This is a genomic window from Xanthomonas graminis pv. graminis (assembly GCF_030168915.1).
Taxonomy (GTDB): Bacteria; Pseudomonadota; Gammaproteobacteria; order Xanthomonadales; family Xanthomonadaceae; genus Xanthomonas_A; species Xanthomonas_A translucens.
In genome coordinates this window covers 656,261-681,709 of the sequence record NZ_CP076255.1, presented here as the reverse complement: position 1 = coordinate 681,709, position 25,449 = coordinate 656,261, and the positions used below count along the sequence as shown (strand labels likewise).

The window sequence follows — 25,449 nt, the reverse complement described above, 5'->3', positions numbered from 1 at the left end:
GCCTCAAGTATCGGTAGGACGCGTCTGGCGCAGGAAGTGGCCGGTCACCAGCCAGGCGCCGAGCCAGCCCAGCAGCAGGGTGCCGAGCAGCACCAACGCCGAGTGCAGCGCGTCCAGCCCGTGCAGCGCGAAATGGCTGCCGTAGCTGTCGGCCAGTTCCGCCAGCGGCGGCCCCAGCGCCAGCCCGGACCCAGCGATCAGGCCCAGCGCCAGCACCCCGGCGCCGAAGCCGTACCAGGCACCCAGGTACAGGAACGGACGGCGGATGAAGCCGTCGCTGGCGCCGAGCAACTGCAGCACGCCGATTTCCTCGCGCCGCGACTGGATGTCCAGGCGCACGGTGTTGCCGACCACCAGCGCCGCGCCGGCACCGAGCAGCACCGACAGCACCTGCACCAGGCGCTCGCCGAAGCGCAGCCAGCCGTCCAGGCGCTTGCGCCACAGCGCGTCGTGCTGGACCAGGTCGGCCTGCGGCAGCGCGCTCAGCGCCGCCGCCAGCGGCGCATCCTCGGCCGCGGCCGGGGTGACGATCAGCAGCGTCGGCAGCGGGTTGTCGTCGAGCGCGTCCAGCGCCTCGCCCAGCCCGGCGCTGTCGCGCAGCTCGGCCATGCCCTGCTCGGGCGTGCGCAGCGCCACTGCGGCGACGTCGGCACGGCCGCGCAGGGTCGTCGCCAGGGCGTTGGCCGCGGCGGCATCGACGCCGGTCTTCAGGAACACATTGATGTCGCGCGACTGCTGCACGTTGCCGGCGAACTGCTTGAGGTTGTCCAGCGCGATCGACAGCCCCAGCGGCAACGCCAGGGCCAGCGCCATCACCGCCATGGTCAGCAACGTCGCCCACGGCTTGCGCATGGCCCGGCCGAGGCTGTAGACGATGCTGTGCAGGTGGTGGTCCCACCATACGCCCAGGCGCGAGGGCGCGGCGCCGCCGCCGGCAGTGCGTGCGCTCATTCGGCCAGGTCCTGCGGAGAGATGTCGTCGGCCAGGCGGCCGTGGTCCAGGATCAGCACGCGCTTGCGCATCTGCTTGAGCAGCGCCAGGTCGTGGCTGACCACCAGCACGCTGGTGCCGCGCGCCGGCAATTCGGCGAACAGCTGCATGATCTCGGCGGCCAGGGTCGGGTCGAGGTTGCCGGTCGGCTCGTCGGCGACCAGCAGGCGCGGCTCGGCGACCATCGCCCGGGCGATGCCGACGCGTTGCTGCTCGCCGGCCGACAGCTGCGACGGCAGCGCCTTCTCGCGATGGCCCAGGCCCATCCGCTCCAGCACAGAGCGCACGCGCTTGCCGATCTCGGCGCGGCGGGTGCCGCGCAGGATCAGCGGCAGCGCCACGTTCTCGGCGATGCTGCGGTCCATCAGCAGGCGGTGGTCCTGGTAGACGACGCCGACCTCGCGCCGGTGCAGCGGCACGCGCCGCCCGCGCACCTTCAGCAGGTTGCGCTCGCCGAACAGCACCGCCCCGCGCGACGGACGCTCGCTGAGATGGATCAATTTGAGCAAGGTGCTCTTGCCCGCCCCGGAATGGCCGGTGACGAACAGCATCTCGCCCTCCTCCACCTGGAAGCTGACATCCACCAGGGCCTCATGGCCACCGGCGTACTGTTTGCTGACATTGTCGAACCGCAGAACGCTCATCCGGCGATTATGCCGGAGCGGCCCGGGTTTTCGTCCACCGTGCGCGCGCCGCGAACGGTGGAGCGCCGGTTCAGGAGCTGGAGACCAGCGAACGCAGCTTGCGGCCGAGGCGGGTCAGGAACGAATCGTTCGCTGCGGCGGCCGGCGCGGCAGCACGCTCGCCCTGGCGCGCGGCCCTGACCTGCACCGGCTTGGTCGGCGCATCGCTGCTCGCGACGGCGGCAGCGCCCTCGGCGCCTTCGGCACCTTCCAGCGGACGCCCGCCGCGGCGACGCCGGCGCTTGCGCGGCGCGCGCTCGCCATCCACCGCAGGCGCGCCTTCGGCGGCCGCGCGGGCAGGCCTGGGCGTGGGCGCCGCGACCGCTGGCGCGGCTTCGGTGGCGACCGCCGCCGCGGGCGCGTCGGCGACAGCTGCGGTCGCTGCCCCGGCCTCGGCGTCGGCCGGACGCGGGGTGCGCGGGCGCCGCGGCTTGCCGTCGGCAGCGCGCGCTTCGCCCCGGCCGCCGGCACCGCCGCCGGGGCCGCCACGGCCAGCGCCGGGCTTGCCGCGGCTGCCGCCGCCGCGCCGCTGCTCGTCGGCCTCGCGCTGCGCACGCGCCTCGCGGAAGATGTCGCCGATGCTCTCGTCGGCATCCGCATCGACCTCGACCACGTCGCCCTCGACCACCGCGCGCGGGGTGCGCGGCAGCGCCATCAGCAATTCGGCGGTGACCGGCTCGACCGGGATCTTCTGCTCGATGTAGGCCTCGATATCCGGCAGGCTCATCGCGTAGCGCTCGCAGGCGAAGCTGATCGCATCGCCCTCCTCGCCCAGCCGCGCGGTGCGGCCGATACGGTGCACGTAGTCCTCGGCGTCGAACGGCAGGTCGTAGTTGTAGACGTACTTGACGCCGTCGATGTGCAGGCCGCGCGCGGCCACGTCGGTGGCGACCAGGATCTCCAGCTGGCCCTTCTGGAAGCGGTTGAGCAGGGTCTCGCGCTTCTTCTGCGGCACGTCGCCGGACAGCACGCCGACCCGGTAGCCATTGCGCTCCAGCGAACGCGCCACGCGCTCGACGAAGGCCTTGGTGTTGACGAACACCATGGTGCGCGCGCCCTCGCTGCGCGACAGCAGGCCCAGCAGCAGGGTCAGCTTCTCCTCATCGGAGGGGAAGTAGATGCGCTGGCGCACACGCGCGGCGGTGATGCTCTCGGTCTCGACCACGAGCTTTTCCGGCTCGTTCATGTGCTCGTAGGCCAGCTCCAGCACGCGGTGACTGAGCGTGGCCGAGAACAGCAGGGTCTGCCGGGTGCCGCGCTCGGGCATGCGCCGCAGCAGGAAGCGGATGTCCTTGATGAAGCCCAGGTCGAACATGCGGTCGGCTTCGTCGAGCACGCAGATCTCGCAGGCGTGCAGCGACACCACTTTGTGTTGCTTGACGTAGTCGATCAGCCGGCCCGGGGTGGCGATGATCACGTCCACGCCCTGCTGCAGCAGTTCGCGCTGCTTGTCGTAGTCCACGCCGCCGTAGACCAGGGCGAAGCGCAGGCCCAGGTCGGCGCCGAACTTGACCGCGTCCTTGTGGATCTGGATCGCCAGTTCGCGGGTCGGGGCCAGGATCAGCGCGCGCGGATCCTCGGGCTTGCGGTCGGCCAGCGCCGGGCGGCTGAGCAGGCGGTTCATCACCGTCACCAGGAACGCCAGGGTCTTGCCGGTGCCGGTCTGGGCCTGGCCGGCCACGTCGCGGCCCGGCAGGGCCACCGGCAGGGTCAGCGCCTGGATCGGCGTGCAGCGGGTGAAGCCGGCGCCTTCGAGGCCGGCCAGCAGCGCCGGTTGCAGCTCGAACGCGGAAAAAGTCACATCGGTCAGGGGTTTGTCGCTCATCATTCCATCTTCGTCAGGCCACCCCGCCCGAAGCGTAAGGTCGCGGCTTGCATCGGCCCCGGCAGCGTCGCACACTGGCGACTTCACATGCCGGGTCGCGCGACAGGGGGAATCCCTTGATTTCGCCGCGCAATGCCCCAGTTTACCGCAATGCGGCGGCCACCCGGTCCGGCCGGTCGCATTGGCCCAGGAGATACCCCCAAGTGAGCGATAAGGTCCTACACGTCGGCGACGCCGATTTCGATACCGCCGTGCTGCAGTCCGGCGAGCCTGTCCTGGTGGACTTCTGGGCGGAATGGTGCGGGCCGTGCAAGATGATCGCCCCGGTGCTGGACGACCTGGCCGACGCCTACGACGGCAAGCTCAAGGTGGCCAAGGTCAACGTGGACGAGAACCGCGCCACCGCGATCAAGTACCACGTGCGCTCGATCCCGATGCTGCTGCTGTTCAAGGATGGCAAGGTCCAGGCCACCCAGATCGGCGCGGTCGGCAAGGGCCAGCTGACCCAGATGATCGACAAGACCCTGGGCGGCGCGGCGGCCTGAGTCCGTCGCTGGCCGTTCCGGAGCGGAGCGGCCGCTGTGGTAACGGCCCGCGGCTTCGCTGCCGGCCGGCTGAATCGCCCGGTAACGCGTGCTTGCCGTGGTTGCGCGGCGATGATAGTGTCAGTACATCCGGTGGCATTCGCGCACCGCACCCCCTCTGGAAGATTCTCTTCTAGACCCCTTCCCAACCCGTTTGCCCCCACGCTGGGCGCTCGCACTCATAGCGAGGAATCACCACTTGTCCGATCACACCATCACCGAACCCGGGAGCGTCGATGCCCCCGCCGAGAAGCGCGCGCGCAAGCCGCGTGTCGGCAAGCCCGTCACCGGCGCTGAAGGCGGAGCAGAGCATGGCGCGCCTGCGCAGCCGAACCTGCCGCTGAACCCGGCACCGGCTCAGGCCGACGCGCCCCGCGCCGCACCCCAGCAGGAACGCGCCGCGCCGCAGGAGCACGCGCAGGCCGCGTCGCAGCAGCCTCAGTCCCAGCCCGCTCCCGCTTCCGGCGGCTACGCCCAGGGCCAGGGCGGCGGCAACCAGAACGACGGCGGCGAGCCGCGCGAAGGCGGCAACCCGCGCTTCAACAACCAGAATCCGCAGAACCAGAACAACCAGAACAACCAGCAGGGCAATCGCCGCGACCGCTTCCGCAATCGCCGCGATCGCAGTGGTGGCGGTGGTGGCGGTGGTGGCGGCGGTCGCTTCCCGGACAACGGTCTGCCCAGCGACACCGGCGCCAACGAAGTGTTCGTGCCGCGTCCGCACGCCAACGTGCCGGAAGGCTTCCCGATCTACTCGCTGAGCGACCTGAAGCGGATGCCGGCGCAGAAGCTGCTGGACATGGCCGAGCAGCTCAACATCCAGGACGGCGTGGCCCGCGCGCGCAAGCAGGACGTGATCTTCGCGCTGCTGAAGGTGCTGACCCGCCACGGCGAAGGCGTCGCCGCCGACGGCGTGCTGGAAATCCTGCCGGACGGCTTCGGCTTCCTGCGCGCGGCCGAGGCCAGCTACCTGGCCGGCCCGGACGACACCTACATCTCGCCCAGCCAGATCCGCCGCTTCAACCTGCGCACCGGCGACCACCTGTCCGGCCGCATCCGCTTCCCGAAGGACGGCGAACGCTACTTCGCGCTGTCGATCGTCGACACGATCAACGGCGAGCCGCTGGAAGCGAGCAAGAACAAGGTGCTGTTCGAGAACCTGACCGCGCTGTTCCCGCGCAAGCGCTTCACCCTTGAACGCGGCAACGGTTCCTCGGAAGACATCTCCGGGCGCATCCTCGATCTGATGGCGCCGCAGGGCAAGGGTCAGCGCGCGCTGATCGTGTCCCCGCCCAAGGCCGGCAAGACCATGCTGATGCAGCAGGTGGCCACGGCGATCACCACCAACCATCCCGACGTGCACATGATCGTGCTGCTGATCGACGAGCGGCCGGAAGAAGTGACCGAAATGCAGCGCACCGTGCGCGGCGAGGTCATCTCCTCCACCTTCGACGAGCCGGCCGCGCGCCACGTGCAGGTCGCCGAAATGGTGATCGAGCGCGCCAAGCGCCTGGTCGAACACAAGAAGGACGTGGTGATCCTGCTCGACTCGATCACCCGCCTGGCCCGCGCCTACAACAACGTGGTGCCGTCCTCCGGCAAGGTGCTCAGCGGCGGCGTGGACGCCAATGCGCTGCACCGCCCGAAGCGTTTCTTCGGCGCGGCGCGCAATGTCGAAGAAGGCGGCTCGCTGACCATCATCGCCACGGCGCTGGTGGAAACCGGCAGCAAGATGGACGAGGTGATCTACGAAGAGTTCAAGGGCACCGGCAACAGCGAAGTGCACCTGAACCGCCGGATCGCCGAAAAGCGCGTGTACCCGGCGATCGACATCAACCGTTCCGGCACCCGTCGCGAAGACCTGCTGATCGAGCCGGAGCTGCTGCAGAAGATCTGGATCCTGCGCAAGCTGCTGCATCCGATGGACGAGATCGCGGCGATGGAGTTCCTGCTGGACAAGATGAAGAACACCAAGTCCAACGACGAGTTCTTCGGGTCGATGAAGCGCTGACGGCAGCGCTGGCCGAACACGAAAACGCCCCGCATCGCGGGGCGTTTTTCGTTTGCGGCGCTGCCGCGCAGCGCGCAGGCAGTGCGGCTGCGCTCAGCTGCCCTGCAACGGCGTCAGCAGGCGCGGGCCGTTGTTGTCGACCATGTACACGCCGCCGGCCGACAGCGTGTCGGGCGAGAAGCCCGATGCGTCCTCGCCGGTGTCCCAGGGCGCACGCGCGCGCGGACCGGGGACATAGCTGATCCAGTGCCCGTAGCTGCTGTCCATGCCTTGGTTGGGCTGGTCGCGCAGCGAATAGTTGACCGGGACGCGCACCGCCCAGTACGGCGCTGACACGTCCTGGCCTTCGCTCGGCGACGGAACCTCCACTTGCGCGCCGCCGCCAGTGCGCTCCTGGCGAAGATCTCGCGCAGCTTCTGCATCTCGCTCTCCGAGGCCACGATGCGCAGGTTGACCTGCTCGACCGCGGCATCGGCGACGCTGCCGTCGCGCGCCACGTTGAGCACCAGGTACGCCGAGCCGGAGGCGCCCACACGGTACGCCGCTTCCGGATACGCCGGCGGCGGCGTCCTGATCGAGGTCACCGCGCGCGGATCCTTGGGATCGTAGGCGGCGAAGCTGGCATGGCGGATTTCCACCTGATCGCGGTCGCCCTGCTGGCGCTTGGCCACCAGACGCAGCGTCACCGGTGTGCGCGCCGGCACCGGCTTGCCGTCGCGCAGCGCCGGCTCGAACGTCCACCGCTGCACCGACGCGCGCACGAAGCCGAGCACGCCCTCGGGCAGCTTGTCTGCGTGATCGATCGCCAGCGCCGACACCGTGCCGTCTGGCTCGATGTCGATCTTGCCGGTCACCAGCAGGCTGCTTTCGACCTGCTTGCGCACCGCGCCCGGCCCGCTGCCGGTGGCGGTGGCGAACGCGGTGGCCGCGAGCAACGCCAACAGCAGACCGCCCCAACGCCACGTCGTGAGTCCTGATTTGCGATGCATTGCGCTGTCCTTGCATGGATGAGGCGCCGATTACAACGCAGCCGGCTTGCGCAGACAAGTCAGGCCAGGCGCAGCGACTCCGGGTATGGCGGCGCGTCCGGGTAGTCGTCCTCGCGCAGCCGCGCCTGCAGCGCGCGCCACCACTGCGGGTCGAACAGTTCGCCATGCGCCCGTTTGACCGCCTCCAGCGAGGCGGCCGGCAACCCCATGAACAGCGCGAACCGCTCCGGGAACACGTCGCGCGCGGCGACGTGGAACCAGGGTTCGGCGGACATCGCTTCCTCGTCGTTGCGCGGCTGCGGCCAGTCGCGGAAGGTGCAGTCGGTGACCAGGCACAGTTCGTCGTAGTCGTAGAACACCGCGCGCCCCTGCCGCGACACGCCGAAGTTCTTCAGCAGCATGTCGCCGGGGAAGATGTTGTTGCGCGCCATGTCCTTGATCGCCTGCGCGTAGTCCAGCGCCGCCTCGCGCGCCGCCTCGGCGGTCTGCTCGCGCAGGTACAGGTTCAGCGGGCGCAGCCGCCGCTGCACGTAGCACAGCTCGAAGATCAGGTCCTCGCCGTCCTCGCGCAGGCTGCGCGCGCAGCCCTGCAGCAGTTCGGCGAGCAGCGCCGGCGCGAAGCGCGCGCGCGGAAAACGCAGCGAACGGTAGGGCTGCGCGTCGAGCAGGCGGCCGACCCGGTCCAGGTTGAACACCAGCGCGTACTTGTCCTCGACCTGTTCGCGGCTCATCGTCTTCGGATAGGCGAAGCGGTCGCGGATCAGCTTGAACACCAGCGGGTAGCTGGGCAGGGTAAACACCGCCATGACCATGCCCGGCGTGCCGTCGGCATGCACCAGCTGCTCGTTGGGCTGGGCCTGGAAGTGGCGGAAGAAGGTGCGGAAGCGCTCGGTCTTGCCCTGCTTGGCGCGGCCGAGCATGGTGTACAGCTCGTCGATCGGCTTGTGCGGCAGCAGGCTGCGCAGGAACACCACCGCGTCGCCGACGGTGGGCAGGTCGGCCTGGAAGTAGCTGCGCGAGATGCCGAACAGTTGGGCCACGTCGTTGCGCCGGGTCAGCACCGCTTCGGCGCGCAGGCCGTCGGCATCGTTGACCAACGCGATCACGCAGGGCGAGAAGCGATGCTCGCCGAACACGCGGCCGACCAGATAGGCGCGGCGCTCGCGGTAGAAGACCGTCTCCAGCAGCTCGATGCCGCGCACCGGCTGCTCGCCCCAGTGCGCCAGGTCGTCCTGCAGGCGCACCGCGATGGCCGCCGCGCAGCGCGTGCGGTGCGCGTACGGCACGTCGAACGGGTAATCGCCGAGCACGCGCATGAACGCGTCCACCGGCCGCGTCTCGGAGACCGCATAGTTGTGCCGCGCCACCGGATGGGTGATCGCATCGGTCGGCTCGATGTCCAGCGCCACGAACTCGATCCGCGTATCCACGCCCTGGGTGCGGAAGAAGCGCCGGGTCAGGGTGTTGTAGAAGGTCTTGTACAGCTCCTGGTCGATCAGCCCGTGCAGTTGCGCGGCGAAGCTGTCGCGCACCTGCGCCCACAGCGTGCGGTCGTGGGTCTGGCCAAGCAACAGCGTGCGCAGGCGCAGCATGCATTCGCCGATGCATTGGTCGTACAGCGCGATGCGCTCGACCGCGTCGTTGCGCGCGGCGTTCCAGTCGCGGCTCTCGAAGCGGCGGCGGGCGCGGCCGCTGATCTGCGCGAAGCGCGCGTGGTAGTCCTCGAACGCATCGCGGATGCTGCGCGCCACGGCGTCGGCGCGGGGTTCGGCTGGCACGGGCGGAGCGGGCGTGTCGGTCATGGCCGCAGTCTACCTGCGGGTGCGGCGGCGCGACCGCAAAAAAAGCCCGGCCGACGCGCGTGCGTCGGCCGGGCTCGTACGACAGCGAACGACAGCGGCGCTTACTGCGCCGTCAGCGTCGCCAGCGCGGCGTTGAAGGTCGCGCTCGGCCGCATCGCCTGGCTGACCCGCTCCAGGTTCGGGCGGTAGTAGCCCTGGATATCGACCGGCTTGCCCTGCACGCCGTTGAGCTCGGCGACGATGGCCGCCTCGTGCTCGGCCAGTTGCTTGGCCAGTGGCGCGAAGCGCGCCTTAAGCGCCGCGTCCTCGTCCTGCGCGGCCAGCGCCTGCGCCCAGTACAGGGCCAGGTAGAAATGGCTACCGCGGTTGTCGAGTTCGCCGACCTTGCGCGAGGGCGACTTGTCGTTGTCCAGGAACTGGCCGTTGGCCTGGTCCAGGGTCTTGGCCAGCACGCCGATGGTCGCGTTCCGGTGACGCTGGCCCAGATGCTCCAGCGACGCGGCCAGGGCCAGGAACTCGCCCAGCGAATCCCAGCGCAGGTAATTCTCTTCGACGAACTGCTGCACGTGCTTGGGCGCCGAACCGCCGGCACCGGTCTCGAACAGGCCGCCGCCGGCCATCAGCGGCACGACCGACAGCATCTTGGCGCTGGTGCCCAGCTCCATGATCGGGAACAGGTCGGTGAGATAGTCGCGCAGCACGTTGCCGGTGACCGAGATGGTGTCCTCGCCCTTGCGGATGCGCTGCAGCGAGAACGCGGTCGCTTCCACCGGCGGCAGGATGCGGATGTCCAGGCCGTTGGTGTCGTGGTCCTGCAGATAGCGCTCCACCTTCTGGATCATCAACGCATCGTGGGCGCGCTGCGGATCCAGCCAGAACACCGCCGGGGTGCCGCTCAGGCGCGCGCGGCTGACCGCCAGCTTGACCCAGTCCTGGATCGGCGCGTCCTTGACCTGGCACATGCGCCAGATGTCGCCGGCTTCGACCGCATGCTCCAGCAGGACCGTGCCGCCAGCGTCGATGACCCGCACCGTGCCGTCGGCAGCGATCTGGAAGGTCTTGTCGTGCGAACCGTATTCCTCGGCCTTCTGCGCCATCAGACCGACGTTGGGCACGCTGCCCATCGTCGCCGGATCGAACGCGCCATGCCGCTTGCAGTCCTCGATCACCGCCTGGTACACGCCGGCGTAGCAGCGGTCCGGGATCAGCGCCTTGGTGTCCTGCAACTTGCCCTCCGCGTTCCACATCTTGCCGGAGTCGCGGATCATCGCCGGCATCGACGCATCGACGATCACGTCGCTGGGCACATGCAGGTTGGTGATGCCCTTGTCGGAATTGACCATCGCCAGCGCCGGGCGCTGCGCGTACACCGCCTGCAGATCGGCTTCGATCTGCGCGCGTTGCGCCTCCGGCAGGGTGGCGATGCGCGCGTAAAGGTCGCCGATGCCGTTGTTCGGATCGAAGCCGACCTGCCTCAGCGCCTCGGCGTGCTTGTCCAGCACCTCCTGGTAGAACGCGCCGACCACCACGCCGAACATGATCGGGTCGGAGACCTTCATCATCGTCGCCTTCAGGTGCAGCGAGAACAGCACGCCCTGCTGCTTGGCGTCGGCGATCTGCGCCTGCACGAAGCTGGCCAGCGCGCGCTTGCTCATCACCGCCGCGTCGATGATCTCGCCGGCCTGCACTGCGGTCTTTTCCTTCAGCACGGTGACGCTGCCGTCCTTGCCGACCAGTTCGATCCTGACGCTGCCGGCCTGCGCGATCAGCGCCGAGCGCTCGCTGCCGTAGAAATCGCCGGCGTCCATGTGCGCCACGTGCGATTTGGAATCGGCGCTCCACGCGCCCATGCGATGCGGATGCTTGCGCGCGTAGTTCTTCACCGACAGCGGCGCGCGGCGATCGGAATTGCCCTCGCGCAGTACCGGATTGACCGCACTGCCCTTGACCCGGTCGTAGCGCGCCTTGGCCTCTTTCTGCGTGTCGTCCTGCGGCTCGTCCAGGTAGTCCGGCAGCGCGTAGCCCTGCTGCTGCAGTTCCTTGATCGCGGCCTTGAGCTGCGGCACCGAGGCGCTGATGTTGGGCAGCTTGATGATGTTGGCTTCCGGCGTGGTCGCCAGCTGGCCCAGCTCGGCCAGGTCGTCGGCGATGCGCTGATCCTCGCGCAGGTATTCGGGGAACTGCGAGATCAGGCGGCCGGCCAGCGAGATGTCGCGGGTTCCCACGGCGATGCCGGCGGTACCGGCGAAGGCGGCGACGATCGGCAACAGCGACTGCGTCGCCAGGTACGGGGCTTCGTCGGTGAGCGTGTACAGGATCTTGGGCGTATTCGACATGAGTGACGTGGGCTCGCTTGCGGATTCGGGAAGGACGCGTTGCCGCGGGAAAGACCGCAGTCGGCACGGCGCGGACGGCGTGCGAACTGTGGCGCTTTCGACTAGGGGAAACCCGGCGACGGCGTTGGCATTGCAGCCGTCGATTGTCGCGTTTTCTGCGGGCCGGAGAAAGCGTTTGCATGGAACGGTTGAGATCACCGCCGCCGCGCCAGCGCATGCGCTGGCGCGGTGTGCGGCATGGCACAGCGGCGATGGCTTGCATTGGCTCGCAGGACAAATTCCGCCATCGCTTGCGGCACAAGGCGGGGCGCCTTCCCTGCGCAGGCGTATGGGCTGCACATCGGCAGAGCGATTCGCATGCAGTGCCGATGGCATTGATCGAAAGGCGGGCGGCATCGATACGGTCGCGTATGTTGCCGGCAGAAGTATCAATGCATGACGCGACCTCTATCGAGCTGCCGATTGTTCATCAACCGCGCCAGCATCTGCGTCCCCAGCTCTCGCTAGTGCGGCGACACGCTCGCCATGCCGGAGCCAATGAACTGTCTAACAAGGGCGGAACTTCCGGGTATATGCTTCCTACGGCCCGGCGATCGCGGTGCCAACACGGAGATGGGCATAGGGGGCAAGGATGAAGTTCTACGCACACTCGGCCAAGCGACAGGATCGGGGCGACTGGCAACCGCTGGCCGAGCACCTCATCCAGGTCGGCGATTTCGCTGCCGAACACGCGGCGCCTTTTGGCGGCCAGATTCTGGCCCGCGCAGCCGGCCGCCTGCATGACTTGGGCAAGTACACCGAAAAGTTTCAGGCCCGTTTGGATGGCGACCCAGCCCGCGTGGACCACGCCACCTGGGGCGCGCGGATTGCCCGCGAGCGTTACTGCACCACCGGCGCTCTGATCGCCTATGGCATCGCTGGCCACCACGCTGGGCTGGCTGATGGACGAGCCGGGCACGAGGCGCAGTCGCGTCCCTCGCTGCAAGAGCGCCTGTCCGACGACTACCGCAAGCACGAACTGCCGCCGCTGCTTCCGGAGTGGGAACAGGAGTTGGCGCTGCCGGACAAGCTGGCGTTACCGGCAGGTTTCGCTGGCCATCCGCATTTGGAACGTCGTCCCTTCCAGCTATCCCTGCTCGCCAGGATGCTGTTCTCCTGCCTAGTGGATGCCGACTTTACCGACACTGACGACTTCTACCGACGCCTGGAAGGCCGACCGTCGCGCGCGGAAGAAGCCGGTACGCGGCCCACGCTGGCCCAGCTGCGCGAACGCCTGAACACGCACATGGCCGGCTTTCCCCGCGAAGGCGGCATCAACCCGCTGCGCACGCAGATCCTGCACGAAGTTCGCGCCAAGGCGGACATGCGTCCCGGCCTGTTCTCGCTCACCGTACCGACCGGCGGCGGCAAGACGCTGGCCTCGCTGGCGTTCGCCCTGGATCACGCCATCGCGCATGCACAAAGCCACGGCCTGCGCCGGGTGATCTACGTGATTCCGTTCACCAGCATCGTCGAACAGACCGTGCAGGTATTCCGTCACGCGCTCGGGGTGCAGGACCGCGACGACGTGGTGCTGGAACACCACAGCGCGTTCTTCGACGACCCCAGTGCCGCCCCGCAGGCGATCGCCAAGCGCAGGCTGGCGATGGAGAACTGGGACGCACCGATCGTGGTCACCACCGCGGTGCAGTTCTTCGAGAGCCTGTTTGCGGACCGTCCAGCGCGCTGCCGCAAGCTGCACAACATCGCCGGCAGCGTGGTGGTCCTGGATGAGGCGCAGACCCTGCCGCACAACCTGCTGCGTCCCTGCGTGGCGCTGTTGGACGAACTGGCGCGCAACTACCGGGTCAGCCCGGTGCTGTGCACCGCCACCCAGCCGGCGCTGCGCCTGGAACAGGGCTTCAAGGGCGGCCTGGAACACGTGCAAGAACTGGTGGACGATCCACCGGCCCTGTATACGCAGCTGCAACGTGTCCACGTGCGCCACGTGGGCATGCTCGACGACGACGCATTGGCTGACCACCTGCGCCGGCGCGAGCAGGTGCTGTGCATCGTCAACAACCGCCGCCACGCGCGCCACCTATTCGATGCGATCGCCGGTCAACCCGGCGTGCGCCACCTGACCACGCTGATGCACGCACGCCATCGCAGCGCGGTGTTGGCTGAACTGCGCGAGGATCTGAAGGCGGGCCGTCCGTGTCGGCTGGTCGCCACCAGCCTGATCGAGGCTGGGATCGATGTGGACTTTCCTGACGTGCTGCGCGCCGAGGCTGGCCTGGATTCCATCGCCCAGGCGGCGGGGCGCTGCAACCGCGAAGGCCGACGACCGCTCGACGCCAGCGAAGTGCTGGTGTTCGCGCCGGCAAACCGGGATTGGGCACCACCGAAGGAACTGGAACTGTTCGCCGAGGTCTTCCGTGGCGTCGAGCGCGCCCACCGCAACGATTTGCTGGCGATGGAGGCGGTCGCCGACTACTTTGGTGCGCTCTATCGCCGCCTGGGCGATGGCCGGCTCGACCGCGAGGACCTGCTGGGCCTGCTGCGCAACGCCGACATCGACGGCCTGCCGCTGGATACGCTGGCGCGCAAGTTCAAGCTGATCCGCACCACGATGCGTCCGCTGATCGTGCCCTATGCACCGGGCAGCGACAAAGAGGTACCCGAGGTCGCCGATACCCTGCGCCAGCTCGAACACGCCGAGCAGGTGGGCGTGGCCGGTGCTGCCCGTCGCCTGCAACCATGGCTGGTGCAGGTGCCCGAGCAGGCCTACAAGGCGCTGTGGCAGGCCCATGCCATCGCTCCGGTCGCGCAGGCCAGGTATGGGGAGCAGTTCGTCCGGCTGGTGAATCCAAGCTTGTACAACGCGCGGTTCGGGCTGCACTGGGACAACCCGCAGTTCATAGCAGCCGAGGCTCTGGTCAATTGAGCAAAACCGCTTGCAATCAAATCTCGAAAATTGAGATAGAAATGAGGCAGATTCGACTTGGTAAGGCCACCATAGGGGGAACAAGGATGAGTTACGGCATCAGGCTCCACATCTGGGGCGAGCGGGCGCTGTTCACGCGCCCGGAGATGAAGGTAGAGCGGGTCTCGTACGACATCATCACGCCGTCGGCAGCGCGCGGCATCCTGGAGGCGATCCACTGGAAGCCGGCGATCCGCTGGGTGGTAGACGGCATCCAGGTACTCAAGCCGATCCGCTTCGAGTCGATCCGCCGCAACGAGGTCGGTGGCAAGCTTTCGGCAGCCAGCGTGGGTAAGGCGATCAAGGCCGGGCGCACCGATACACTGGTCAGCTACGTCGAGGAAGACCGCCAGCAACGCGCCGCCACCCTCCTGCGCGACGTGGGCTACGTGATCACCGCACACTTCGAGCTGACCGACAAGGCCGGCGCCGACGACAACGTCGGCAAGCACCTGGACATCTTCAACCGCCGCGCACGGCGCGGGCAGTGCTTCCAGGCGCCATGCCTGGGCACGCGCGAGTTCCCCGCCAGTTTCGCGCTGATCGAAGACGACACTGCCGTGCCGGCCACCGACCCCGCGCTGGCCGGCGAACGCGATCTGGGCTGGATGCTGCACGACATCGACTTCACCGACGGCATGACCCCGCACTTCTTCCGCGCACGCATGGTCGATGGGCGCGTCGAAGTACCAGCGCCGGAAGACGGCGGGGTGCGCGCATGATCCTGTCCGCGCTCGCCGACTACTACCAACGGCTACTGGACGATCCGACATCGGGCATCGCCGCGCCAGGCTATAGCCAGGAGAAGATCGGCTACGCGATCGTGCTGACCGCCGACGGTAGCGTCGTGGCCGTGGAGGACGAACACGACTACGACGGCAAGAAGCGGATTCCGAAGTCAGTTTCCGTGCCGGCGTCATTCAAGCGCCCCGGAATCGGAACCAATCCGTTCTTCCTGTGGGACAAGACCAGCTACGCGCTCGGGGTCAGCGCCAGCAGCAAGCGTAGCGAGCAGGAGCACGCAGCATTCAAAGCTCTGCACCAGCAAGCACTAGGCGGCAGCGACGATCCTGGCTTGCTGGCACTACTCGCTTTCCTCAACACGTGGTCCCCCACACAGTTTCCGGAACACCCGCATTTCGCCCGGCACGGCGAGGCACTACTGGATTCCAACATGGTGTTCCGCCTGGACGGCGACACCGGCTATCTGCATCAACGCGCTGCCGCGCGCGCTGCCTGGGAACGGCAGCAAGGCCAAGGTGCCGATGGCGCATCCGGCATCTGCCTGGTCAGTGGCGAACGCGCGCCGCTGGCGCGGCTGCATTCGGCGATCAAGGGCGTGAGCGGTGGACAGTCTGCGGGAATGTCCATCGTTTCCTTCAATGACGATGCCTACATTTCATATCGTGGTTCATTGGAAAAAATCAGAGCCCAAAAGAAAGAGAACAATAGCGGCGCCAGCGCCCCAATCTCCGAACAGGCCGCCTTCGCCTACACCACTGCGCTCAACCACCTACTGCGGCGCGACCCGCGCAACCGGCAACGGCTGCAGATAGGCGACAGCACGGTGGTGTTCTGGGCGCAGGCGAAGACGACCGCGCAGGCCGATGGTGCCGAGGACCTGATCGCCGATTTCCTACGTGGCGGCGAAGCCGACGACCCTGCAATCGCCGACGGTCAGGCCACCCAGCGCCTGCAGCTCGCACTGGAGCAGGTGCGACAAGCGCGGCCGCTGCGAGAAGTGGATGCCACGCTGGACGACGAAGCCCGCATCTTCGTGCTGGGCCTTGCTCCGAACGCCTCGCGCTTGTCGATCCGCTTTTGGGAAACGCAAACGCTGGCCGGCTTCGCGCGCCGCCTGGCCGACCACTATCACGACCTCGCCCTGCAACCACCGGCCTGGAAACGCCCGCCAACGCCGCAGTTCCTCGCCCTGCAGACCGCGCCGGTCTACGGAGAGCACGGCAAGCCCAAGGCCGAGGACGTCTCGCCGCTGCTGGCCGGTGAGCTGACGCGGGCGATCCTCGCCGGCACGCGCTATCCGCGCAGCCTGTTGGGCGCCATCGTCATGCGCTTCCGCGCCGATGGGCAGCTCAATCCGCTGCGTGTGGCCTTGTGCCGGGCCGTACTGGCGCGCGACGCACGTTTGGATACGCAACAAGGACTGTCATCCACCAAGGGAGAACCGCCCGTGAGTCTCGATACTGCCAATACCGATCCCGGCTACTTGCTGGGACGATTGTTCTCGTCACTGGAAAACCTGCAACGCGCAGCGCTCGGCAGCCAGATCAATGCCACCATTCGCGACCGCTACTACGGCGCCGCCTCGGCGACCCCGGCCAGCATCTTCCCGGTCCTGCTGCGCAGCGCGCAGAACCATTTCGGCAAGCTGCGCAAGGACAAAGCGGGCTTGGCGGTGAATCTGGAAAAGGAGATCGGCCAGATCATCGACGTGCTTCCTAGCAGCTTCCCCCGTACGCTACCGATCGAAGAGCAGGGCCGTTTCGCGATCGGCTATTACCACCAGACCCAGGCGCGCTTCGTCCGCAACGACGGCAAGGACGCCCCCGACACCGCTTCCGAAGGAGAGAACGCATGAGCGCCATCGCCCGCCGCTACGAGTTCGTTTACCTGTTCGACGTCATCAACGGCAATCCCAACGGCGACCCCGACGCCGGCAACCTGCCGCGGCTGGACCCGGAAACCAACCGCGGCCTGGTCACCGACGTGGCGCTCAAGCGCAAGATCCGCAACTACGTCGCACTGGAAAAGGAGAACACGCCTGGCTATACCATTTACATGCAGGAGAAGTCGGTGCTGAACAACCAGCACAAGCAGGCCTACGCCGCGCTCGGCATCGAACATGAAGCCAAGAAATTGCCCAAGGACGAGGCCAAGGCGCGCGAACTGACCGCCTGGATGTGCAAGAACTTCTTCGACGTGCGCGCCTTCGGCGCGGTCATGACCACCGAGGTCAATACCGGCCAAGTGCGCGGCCCGGTGCAGCTGGCCTTCGCCAGTTCGGTCGAGCCGGTGCTGCCGCTGGAGGTGTCGATCACCCGCGTGGCGGTGACCAACGAGAAGGACCTGGAAAAGGAGCGCACCATGGGCCGCAAGCACATCCTGCCCTACGGCCTGTACCGCTCACATGGCTTCGTCTCGGCCAAGCTGGCCGAACGTACCGGGTTCTCCGAAGACGACCTGCAACTGCTGTGGCGCGCGCTGACCAACCTGTTCGAGCACGACCGCTCGGCCGCCCGTGGCGAGATGGCCGCGCGCAAGCTGATCGTGTTCGAGCACGAGCATCCTATGGGCAATGCTCCGGCGCATGTGCTGTTCGACAAGGTCAAGGTCGAACGCGTCGAGAGTGCCGACAACGGGCCGGCACGCGGCTTCTCCGACTACCGCGTGGTGATCGATCGCGACCTGCCCACAGGCATCACCGTCACCGAACTGTTCTGACCACCGCAGGAGAGCGGGAACCATGGACGACGAAGACCTGATCCCGCTCTCCGCCCTGCAGCATTACCTTTATTGCCCGCGCCAGTGCGCGCTGATCCATGTGGAACGGCAATGGGCGGAGAACCGGCAGACCGCCGAAGGCCGGCTGCTGCACCAGCGCGCCGATGCGCCACAGACCGAGCGTCGGCGCGGCGTGCGCACGGTCACCGCGATGCCGTTGCTGGCGCTGGACCTGGGCATCACTGGCAAGGCCGATGTGGTCGAATTCCATCGCGAGGGCGTCGGCGAATTCGCCTTCCCGGTGGAATACAAGCGCGGCCGGCCGAAGTCGCACCGGGCCGACGACGTACAACTGTGCGCGCAGGCCTTGTGCCTTGAGCACATGCTGGGCCATCCCGTCGCCGCCGGCGCCCTGTTCTACGGCCAGACGCGGCGGCGCAAGGATGTCGCCTTCGACCCAGCCCTGCGCGAGCTGACCCTGCGCACCATCACCGAAACCCGCGCAATGCTGTCGTCCGGCACTACGCCCAGCGCGCACTATGAAGCGCGACGCTGCGATGCCTGTTCCCTGATCGACCTGTGCCAGCCACGACTGCTCGGCCGCGGCAGCGTCGACGATTGGCTGCGCAAGCAGCTCGACACCGAGGAGGAGTGAAGGTGCGCCGCCAACTCAACACGCTCTACGCCACCACAGACGGCGCCTGGCTGCGCAAAGACGGGGCTAACGTCGTGATGGAGGTCGAACGGCAAGAACGCGCCCGACTCCCCGTGCACATGTTGGAAAGCCTGGTCTGTATCGGCAGGGTCGCGGTATCGCCGCAGCTGCTGGGCTTTTGTTCCGAACAAGGCATCAGCATCTGCTACCTGACACCACAGGGACGCTTCCTGGCGCGCGTCGAAGGCCCGGTTTCAGGCAACGTGCTATTGCGCCGCGAACAATACCGGCGCAGCGACGACCCTGCGCGTTGCGCGGCCATCGTCCGTAACCTGCTGGTGGGAAAGATCCACAACCAGCGCGCCGTCCTTGCCCGCGGCTGGCGCGACCACGGCGACCGACTCACCGAAGTCACAGCCTTTCAGCACGCGCTCAAGCGGCTCAAGCGCATCCCGCAACGCATCCTTGGCGAGACCAGCGTGGACGTGTTGCGCGGCCTGGAAGGCGAGGCCGCGCAATCCTATTTCGGCGTGTTCGACCAACTCGTCCGTGCCGACGCACCGGTGCTACGCTTCGGCGGCCGCAACCGCCGTCCGCCGCGCGACGCATTCAATGCCCTGCTCTCCTTCCTCTATACCCTGCTCACCCACGATTGCCGTTCCGCCCTGGAAACAGTCGGCCTGGATCCGGCAGTCGGCTTTCTGCACAGAGACCGCCCCGGGCGGCCCAGCCTGGCCCTCGACCTGGCCGAGGAATTCAGGCCGTTGCTCGGCGAGCGCCTGGCACTGTCGCTGATCAATCGTCGCCAGTTGAACGAACGCGACTTTCAGATCTTCGACAACGGTGCCGTCCTGCTGAAGGACGATGCCCGCAAAACCGTTCTGGTGGCTTACCAGGAACGCAAGCGCGAACAACTCCAGCACGCCTTCCTCGGCGACAAGGTGGATATCGGGTTGCTGCCCTTCGTCCAGGCCCAACTACTGGCCCGACACCTGCGCGGCGACCTGGATGGCTATCCCCCCTTCCTCTGGAAATGAAAAGGCCGCCGCGCCATGATGGTTTTGGTCAGCTACGATGTCAGCACGAGCTCCCCCGGCGGCGAGAAGCGACTGCGCAAAGTCGCCAAAGCCTGCCGTGATCTCGGCCAACGCGTGCAATTCTCGGTCTTCGAAATCGAAGTGGACCCTGCACAATGGGCCGCATTGCGGCAGCGCTTATGCGACCTGATCGATCCGGGCGTCGACAGCCTTCGCTTCTATCAGCTCGGCGCGAAATGGGAAGCCCGCGTGGAGCACGTCGGCGCCAAGCCCAGCCTTGACCTCAAAGGCCCACTGATCTTCTGACGCGAACCGCAAGCGACCGGGGAAAGCCCGGCAGGTTCGCGCAACACGCCAAGCCATTGATTTTAAATTAAAAAACCTAACTCCCTCCGCTCATTGCAGGCCCGCGGCAACCCAATTCGATTGCGTCTTCGAAGGGTTCCGCAAAAGTGCGGACTTTTTCCCAGCACCCATCAGCACTTATGCTCAGGGCGGTCGCGTCCTCACGGGCGCGTGGATTGAAACCTCGAAGATCATATCTATCTGCATTTGCCCGTTGGTCGCGTCCTCACGGGCGCGTGGATTGAAACGTAGTAGTCGTTTGCGGATATGCTCCGCGCCCGGTGTCGCGTCCTCACGGGCGCGTGGATTGAAACCTTCGCCCTTGCCCCAAGCCTGCTCGGCGCGGAGGTCGCGTCCTCACGGGCGCGTGGATTGAAACGAGAACACCGCCAAGGTCGCGATCGAGATCGGCTCGTCGCGTCCTCACGGGCGCGTGGATTGAAACCTGGGTCGTGTTGCTGAGCCTATGGCTTCGATCAGTCGCGTCCTCACCGGCGCGCGGATTGAAACACCACCATCCAAGACGCGATGACGGAGTGGAAAGCGGCCGCGCCCTTACGGACGCGTGGATTGAAACATCGGACGGCACTCTCTGGAGGCTTGGAGCTATCGTCGCGTCCTCATAGGAGCGCGGATTGAAACGCGTTGGCGGTTCGTCGCGCTGGTGAGTTTTAAGGACGCTTCCTCACGGACCCGTAGATCGGAAATTGACTTGGCGACGCTATGTCGTTCTATCGGCTTTGCCCACAAAAAAAGGCGCAGTCTCGCGACTGCGCCCAGCGTGCCGCGCCGGCCGGGAGAGAGTCGGCTGGCGCGATCCGTGACTGCGGTGTCCCTAGCGGGACGCGATGCACATCACTTGACTTCGAATTCCTGCGCCGTTCCGGCCGGCTGGCCGTTCACGGTGACCTCGGCCTTGTACTTGCCGGCCGGCCAGCCCTTGGCGTTGGTGAAGGAGATATTGGTGGTTTCCGCACCGGCCGTGGTCAGCGTCGCGTTCTGCTCGCCGGCGGTCTGGCCGTCCTGGAACAGCAGCTTGGCGCCGACAGCGGTGTTGGTGGAGGAACCCTCGGTCTTCACCGAGACGATGATGGTGTCCTTGCTGCTCAGCGTGGTCAGCGGCGCCACTGTCTTGTCGGCACCGGCGGTATTGCCCACGGTCACCGAGGCGACCGTCACCGTGCCGGCAGTGGCCGCGGCCGGCGCCGTCTCTGCCGGGCCCGGCATCGCCTCGGTCGGGGCGGAGGAGGTCGGATCCGGCGTGGCGGTCTGGCTCTGCTCCTGCTTCTTGCAACCGGCCAGGGCGAGCGCGCCGACCAGGGCCAGCAGCAGGGGAGAGGTCAGTGTCTTGGAATGGATCTTCATGAGGTGGTGCTCCTTGGATGGATGATGGGTCGCGCACGTTGTGCGGCGCGGGTCAGGCGCGGGCAGGCAGCTTCAGCGTCTGCCCCGGATAGATCTTGTCCGGGTCGTCGAGCACGTCGCGGTTGGCTTCGAAGATGCGGGTCCAGGCGTTGCCGTCGCCGTAGTGCAGCTTGGCGATCTTGGACAACGAATCGCCCGATTTGACCACGTAGACCTGCTGCACCTGTTCGGCAGTGGTGTCCACGTGGGCCTGCACGGCGGAGAAATCCGCCTTCGGCGCGATGTCCGCGGTGGTGTCCACCTTGGCGGTGACTGCCGAAAAATCGGCGCGCTTGTCGCTGTTCATCGCATGTGGCTCCGTGCGGGGATGGGATGCGGCCACGGTTGCATAGAATTTGTTAAAAGCGGATCGCGCAGCCGTGAACGGCGCCGGCCCCATTCAGCCTGCGCCTACTGGCGCGGGTCGCGGTGGAAGGCGATCGGCTCGGCCACGTCGGGCGTGGCGCGCCAGGGATTGATGTCCAGGCCGCCGCGGCGGGTGTAGCGCGCCTCGACCTGCAGTGACTGCGGGCGGCAGCGGATCAGCAGGTCGTGGAAGATCTGCTCGACGCATTGTTCGTGGAAGCCGGCGTGCTCGCGAAAGCTGATCAGATAGCGCAGCAGGCCTTCGCGGTCGATGCGGCCGCCGCGATAGCGCACGCACAGCGTGGCCCAGTCCGGCTGGCCGGTGACCGGGCAGTTGGACTTGAGCAAGGCGCTGCTCAGCGTTTCCTCGACGAGGTCGTCGGCCGCAGCCAGCAGGAACTGCGGACGCGGCGGGCCGTAGCAGTCGATGGCGATGTCCAGCACATCCAGCGAGTCGCCCTCGCCCAGCGGGTCCACCGGCGGCAGGCCGAACTCCATGCTCACGTCGGCGCCAGCGCGCGCCGACAGGTCGGTGACGATGCAGGCGCGCACCGCTTCGGCGCTGTTGAAGCGCATCGCGTTGAGCGAGTTGAGGTAGAGCTTGAGCGACTTGGATTCGATCAGCTGCGGCGAGGTGCACGGGACCTGCAGCGTGGCGGTGGCCACGCAGGGCTTGCCCTGCGCGTCCAGCCAGCCCAGTTCGTAGGCATGCCAGCGGTCGAGGCCGAAGAACGGCAGCGGCGCGGTCTCCAGGCCGATCTCGGCGCGGCCGCCGGCGCGGGGAATCGGGAACAGCAGCGCGGGATCGTACTGCGAGGGGTACGCGACCTCGCGGCCGAGACTGGAATCCTGGGGGGTGTTCATGTCGGCCAGTCTAGCGGGCGCGGTGTGGCTGGCAGGTGTATGGAAGGCCGTGACTGGGGAGTCGGGATGGGCAACGGCGTGCCGCTGCGAGCGCGCGCATCGCGGCCGACTCAGCCCGAGTCAGGAACGCCGGAATGGAGATGGCAAAAATGCAGCGCCCAGCGCCGCCGCGTTTGCGAATCCCCAATCACTGCTTCATCGCCAGATAATCCAGCGACACCTGCAGCAGTGCGCGCAGGCCGACGTCCAGCGCCGATTCGTCTAGCAGGAACTGCGGCGAGTGGTTGCTCGGCGCAGTCGCCGGGTCGATGCCGGGGCCGGTGGCGCCGACGAAGAAGAACATCGACGGCACCTGCTGCGCGTAGAACGAGAAGTCTTCCGCGCCCATCTGCAGCGGCGGCTCGTAGACGTTGCCGGCGCCGACCACCGCCTGCAGGCTGGGCAGCATCTTCGCGGTCAGCGCCGGGTCGTTGATGGTGGCCGGGTTGCCGTCCTGGTCGGGCACGTGCGCCTCGGCCTTGGCGCCGTGCGCGGCGGCGGTGTGCTCGGCGACGGTCTTCAGGTCGGCGAAGATCTGCTGGCGCATGGCGTCGTCGAAGGTGCGGATGGTGCCGACCATCTCCACCTCGTCGGGAATGATGTTGTAGCGGATGCCGCCCTTGATCGCGCCGAAGCTGAGCACCGCCGGCTGCCTGGAAATGTTGGCGCGGCGGCTGACCACGGTCTGCGCCGCGCCGATCAGGTCGGCGCTGGCCACGATCGGGTCGATCCCGTTCCACGGCGCCGAGCCGTGGGTCTGGCGGCCGATCACCTTGATGCTGAAGCGGTCCGAGGCGGCCATCAGCGGACCGTCGCGCACCGCGATCTTGCCCGCCTGCACGCTGGAGAACACGTGCAGGCCAAACATCGCGTCGGGCTTGAAGTCGCGGAACAGGCCTTCCTTCAGCATCAGCGCGGCGCCGCCCTCCTCGTTGCCCGGCGCGCCTTCCTCGGAGGGCTGGAATACCAGCATCACCTCGCCCGGCAGCTGCGCGCGCATCGCCACCAGCGCTTCGGCCACGCCCAGCAGGATGCTGGTGTGGGCGTCGTGGCCGCAGGCATGCATGACCCCGACAGTCTCGCCGCGGTACTCAGCGGTGGCCTTGGAGGCGAACGCCAGGCCGGTCTGCTCGGTCACCGGCAGCGCGTCCATGTCCGCGCGCAGGGCGATCTTCGGCCCCGGCAGCGCGCCCTTGATGATCGCCACCACGCCGTGGTGGGCGATCCCGGTCTGCGGCTTCAGGCCCAGCGCGCGCAGCCGCTCGGCGACCTTGGCAGAGGTGCGCTGCTCGCGGTTGGACAGCTCGGGGTGCTGGTGGAAGTCGCGCCGCCACTCGACCACCCTGGGCTGCAGCCTGGCCGCCGCAGCCGTCACTTCCTGGCGTTCGGTGGGCTCGGCGCAGGCCAGCGCGGGGACGGCCAGCAGCAGCGCAGACAGCAGACGGGGCAGGCGCGGCATGGAAATCTCCGGTCGGGTTTTGTGTGGCGTTCAGTCAATGTAGTGCATCGGCGGCCGCCGGGCATCCGCCGGCGCCGCGTTGGGGCGAAAAAACCCTTAATAATCCGTGTCAACCAATCCGGCACCGGTGCGTTGTCGCTACCAGCGCCGATGGCCGCAAGGCACACGTCGTCATCGCTTGAGTCATGGTCCAATCGCAACCTGCCGTCGATATGCTTCACCGCTCATCGCATCAGCCACTGCGGGAGGGTCGCCCACCCCGCCTCGCCACAGGAGTTCCCCCGGATGTCGCGTTTCTGGAAGATTGCGCTGCTGATCGTCGCAGCGGTGGCCGTGGTGCTGGTGGGCGCGCACTTCCTGCGCAGCGGACATGGCCGCGGCGGCGCGGGGGCGGGCGGCGATGGCGACGACAGCACGCCGATCCCGGTGACGGTGGTTGCCGCCGGTAGCCAGGCGGTGCCGATCTATGCCACCTCCAACGGCACGGTGGCCGCGCTGGCCACGGTCACGGTCAACCCGCAGGTGAGCGGCCAGCTGATGAGCCTGAACTTCCGCGAAGGCCAGGAAGTGAAGAAGGGCCAGGTGCTGGCGCAGATCGACCCGCGCTCGCTGCAGGCCAGCTACGATGAGGCGGCGGCGAGCAAGCGCCAGAACCAGGCGTTGCTGGCCACCGCCCGCTCCACCTTCCAGCGCTCCGATGCGCCGGCCTACCGCCAGTACGTGGCCAAGACCGACCTGGACACGCAGCGCAACCAGGTGGCGCAGTACGAGGCGGCGGTCGCCGCCAACGACGCAGCGATGCGCGCGGCGCAGGTGCAATTGCAGTACACCCGCATCCTCGCCCCGATCGACGGCATCACCGGCATCCGCGGCGTGGACGTGGGCAATATCGTCGGCACTAGCAGCAACATCGTCACCATCACCCAGATCCATCCGATCTACGTGGTCTTCAACCTAGCCGAGCGCGAGCTGCAGGGCCTGCGCGAGGCGCTGGCGGCCGGACCGCTGACGGTGGCGGCACTGGACCGCACCGACGCGCACGTGATCGCCGGCGACGGCAAGGTCGACGTGATCGACAATCAGATCAGCAGCGACACCGGCACCTTCAAGGTCCGCGCCGAGTTCCCCAACCCCGGCAACGCGCTGTGGCCGGGCCAGTTCGTCAACGTGCGGCTGACCCTGCGCACCCTGGCCAGCGGCGTGGTGGTGCCGACCCAGGCGGTGCAGCGCGGCCCCGATGGCGACTACGTGTACGTGGTGCAGGGCGACAACACGGTCAAGATGCAGACGGTCAGGCAGGGCGTGGAAGTGGGCGACAGCCAGGTGCAGCTGGAGCAGGGCCTGAAGGCCGGCGAACGGGTGGTCACCGAAGGCCAGTTCCGGCTCAAGCCGGGCAGCAAGGTCGCCCCGCTGAAGCCGGGCGAAGCCCCGCCGCAGCCGACCGAAGCCGAATTGAAGGCGGCGGAAAGCAAGCAAAAGCGCAAGGACGGCAGCGGCGGCCGTCGCGGCGGCGGACTGCGCTGAGGCCCGGCGCGCGGCGCGGCGCGCTGCGTCCGGCCGCGCGAGCGCGCACGGCCAGGACCAGAACGCCGCGCCCCCCCAGGCACCGCGCGCGCCATTGGCGCCGCTGCAG

20 protein-coding genes are annotated in these 25,449 nt (G+C 67.6%); 10 read left to right on the top strand and 10 right to left on the bottom strand.

All coding sequences use genetic code 11. The features are described 5' to 3' along the window. Positions 1–3 precede the first annotated feature (3 nt). The 3 genes from ftsX to rhlB all read right to left on the bottom strand — a co-directional run bounded on the left by ftsX (position 4) and on the right by rhlB (position 3,498). On the bottom strand, positions 4–951 hold the full coding sequence (ftsX, locus tag KHF85_RS02900) for a permease-like cell division protein FtsX (protein WP_284568452.1): 948 nt from the start codon (positions 949–951) through the stop codon (positions 4–6). Beyond that, positions 948–1,634, bottom strand: coding sequence for a cell division ATP-binding protein FtsE (gene ftsE / locus KHF85_RS02895; protein ID WP_047324490.1), 687 nt, complete (start codon positions 1,632–1,634; stop codon positions 948–950). Before ftsE ends, ftsX begins: the two co-directional genes overlap by 4 nt. A gap of 70 nt (positions 1,635–1,704) precedes the next feature. Next, the gene (gene rhlB, locus KHF85_RS02890; protein ID WP_284568451.1) at positions 1,705–3,498 is read right to left on the bottom strand and encodes an ATP-dependent RNA helicase RhlB; all 1,794 of its coding nucleotides are present in this window, start codon (positions 3,496–3,498) and stop codon (positions 1,705–1,707) included. 203 nt (positions 3,499–3,701) lie between these two features. Between rhlB and trxA the strand changes: the two genes are divergently transcribed. Further along, on the top strand, positions 3,702–4,043 hold the full coding sequence (gene trxA, locus KHF85_RS02885) for a thioredoxin TrxA (protein ID WP_009605950.1): 342 nt from the start codon (positions 3,702–3,704) through the stop codon (positions 4,041–4,043). A gap of 238 nt (positions 4,044–4,281) precedes the next feature. Continuing rightward, positions 4,282–6,093, top strand: a complete 1,812-nt coding sequence (gene rho, locus KHF85_RS02880; RefSeq protein WP_284568450.1) for a transcription termination factor Rho — start codon at positions 4,282–4,284, stop codon at positions 6,091–6,093. Between the two features lie 113 nt (positions 6,094–6,206). On the opposite strand, the gene KHF85_RS02875 is transcribed toward rho, so the two are convergent. The 3 genes from KHF85_RS02875 to KHF85_RS02865 form a co-directional block, all read right to left on the bottom strand. Continuing rightward, positions 6,207–7,082 (bottom strand): energy transducer TonB, encoded by an 876-nt coding sequence (locus KHF85_RS02875; RefSeq protein WP_284568449.1) that lies wholly within the window; start codon positions 7,080–7,082, stop codon positions 6,207–6,209. Positions 7,083–7,141: 59 nt separating this feature from the next. After that, on the bottom strand, positions 7,142–8,884 hold the full coding sequence (gene aceK, locus KHF85_RS02870) for a bifunctional isocitrate dehydrogenase kinase/phosphatase (RefSeq protein ID WP_237650176.1): 1,743 nt from the start codon (positions 8,882–8,884) through the stop codon (positions 7,142–7,144). Between the two features lie 101 nt (positions 8,885–8,985). Further along, on the bottom strand, positions 8,986–11,220 hold the full coding sequence (locus KHF85_RS02865; protein WP_284568448.1) for an NADP-dependent isocitrate dehydrogenase: 2,235 nt from the start codon (positions 11,218–11,220) through the stop codon (positions 8,986–8,988). Between the two features lie 631 nt (positions 11,221–11,851). Between KHF85_RS02865 and KHF85_RS02860 the strand changes: the two genes are divergently transcribed. The 7 genes from KHF85_RS02860 to cas2 all read left to right on the top strand — a co-directional run bounded on the left by KHF85_RS02860 (position 11,852) and on the right by cas2 (position 19,645). After that, positions 11,852–14,146 (top strand): CRISPR-associated endonuclease Cas3'', encoded by a 2,295-nt coding sequence (locus KHF85_RS02860; protein WP_284568447.1) that lies wholly within the window; start codon positions 11,852–11,854, stop codon positions 14,144–14,146. A gap of 86 nt (positions 14,147–14,232) precedes the next feature. Next, entirely contained in the window at positions 14,233–14,907 is a 675-nt protein-coding gene (cas5c, locus tag KHF85_RS02855; protein ID WP_284568446.1) for a type I-C CRISPR-associated protein Cas5c, read from the top strand. Further along, positions 14,904–16,784: a type I-C CRISPR-associated protein Cas8c/Csd1 gene (cas8c, locus tag KHF85_RS02850; protein ID WP_284568445.1), complete on the top strand. Its 1,881-nt coding sequence runs from the start codon at positions 14,904–14,906 to the stop codon at positions 16,782–16,784. The genes cas5c and cas8c overlap by 4 nt, the downstream gene beginning before the upstream one ends. Then, the gene (cas7c, locus tag KHF85_RS02845; protein WP_284568444.1) at positions 16,781–17,647 is read left to right on the top strand and encodes a type I-C CRISPR-associated protein Cas7/Csd2; all 867 of its coding nucleotides are present in this window, start codon (positions 16,781–16,783) and stop codon (positions 17,645–17,647) included. Before cas8c ends, cas7c begins: the two co-directional genes overlap by 4 nt. Before the next feature lie 22 nt (positions 17,648–17,669). After that, complete coding sequence (cas4, locus tag KHF85_RS02840) at positions 17,670–18,302, top strand: CRISPR-associated protein Cas4 (RefSeq protein WP_284568443.1); 633 nt, start codon at positions 17,670–17,672, stop codon at positions 18,300–18,302. Positions 18,303–18,304: 2 nt separating this feature from the next. Next, positions 18,305–19,339 carry a type I-C CRISPR-associated endonuclease Cas1c gene (gene cas1c, locus KHF85_RS02835; protein ID WP_284568442.1) on the top strand — a complete coding sequence of 345 codons (1,035 nt, stop codon included), beginning with the start codon at positions 18,305–18,307 and terminating at the stop codon, positions 19,337–19,339. Between the two features lie 15 nt (positions 19,340–19,354). After that, positions 19,355–19,645 carry a CRISPR-associated endonuclease Cas2 gene (gene cas2 / locus KHF85_RS02830; RefSeq protein ID WP_003465411.1) on the top strand — a complete coding sequence of 97 codons (291 nt, stop codon included), beginning with the start codon at positions 19,355–19,357 and terminating at the stop codon, positions 19,643–19,645. Between the two features lie 894 nt (positions 19,646–20,539). Here cas2 and KHF85_RS02825 read toward each other — a convergent pair. The 4 genes from KHF85_RS02825 to KHF85_RS02810 all read right to left on the bottom strand — a co-directional run bounded on the left by KHF85_RS02825 (position 20,540) and on the right by KHF85_RS02810 (position 23,816). Next, the gene (locus tag KHF85_RS02825) at positions 20,540–21,049 is read right to left on the bottom strand and encodes a hypothetical protein (RefSeq protein ID WP_284568441.1); all 510 of its coding nucleotides are present in this window, start codon (positions 21,047–21,049) and stop codon (positions 20,540–20,542) included. Positions 21,050–21,101: 52 nt separating this feature from the next. Further along, on the bottom strand, positions 21,102–21,395 hold the full coding sequence (locus KHF85_RS02820; RefSeq protein ID WP_284568440.1) for a LysM peptidoglycan-binding domain-containing protein: 294 nt from the start codon (positions 21,393–21,395) through the stop codon (positions 21,102–21,104). Positions 21,396–21,499: 104 nt separating this feature from the next. Beyond that, a complete protein-coding gene (gene queF, locus KHF85_RS02815) occupies positions 21,500–22,318 on the bottom strand; it encodes an NADPH-dependent 7-cyano-7-deazaguanine reductase QueF (protein WP_284568439.1) in 819 nt (272 codons plus the stop codon). Positions 22,319–22,505: 187 nt separating this feature from the next. Beyond that, positions 22,506–23,816, bottom strand: coding sequence for a M20 family metallopeptidase (locus tag KHF85_RS02810; RefSeq protein ID WP_284568438.1), 1,311 nt, complete (start codon positions 23,814–23,816; stop codon positions 22,506–22,508). A gap of 285 nt (positions 23,817–24,101) precedes the next feature. Between KHF85_RS02810 and KHF85_RS02805 the strand changes: the two genes are divergently transcribed. Next, the gene (locus tag KHF85_RS02805; RefSeq protein WP_284568437.1) at positions 24,102–25,340 is read left to right on the top strand and encodes an efflux RND transporter periplasmic adaptor subunit; all 1,239 of its coding nucleotides are present in this window, start codon (positions 24,102–24,104) and stop codon (positions 25,338–25,340) included. The last annotated feature ends 109 nt before the right edge of the window (positions 25,341–25,449 follow it).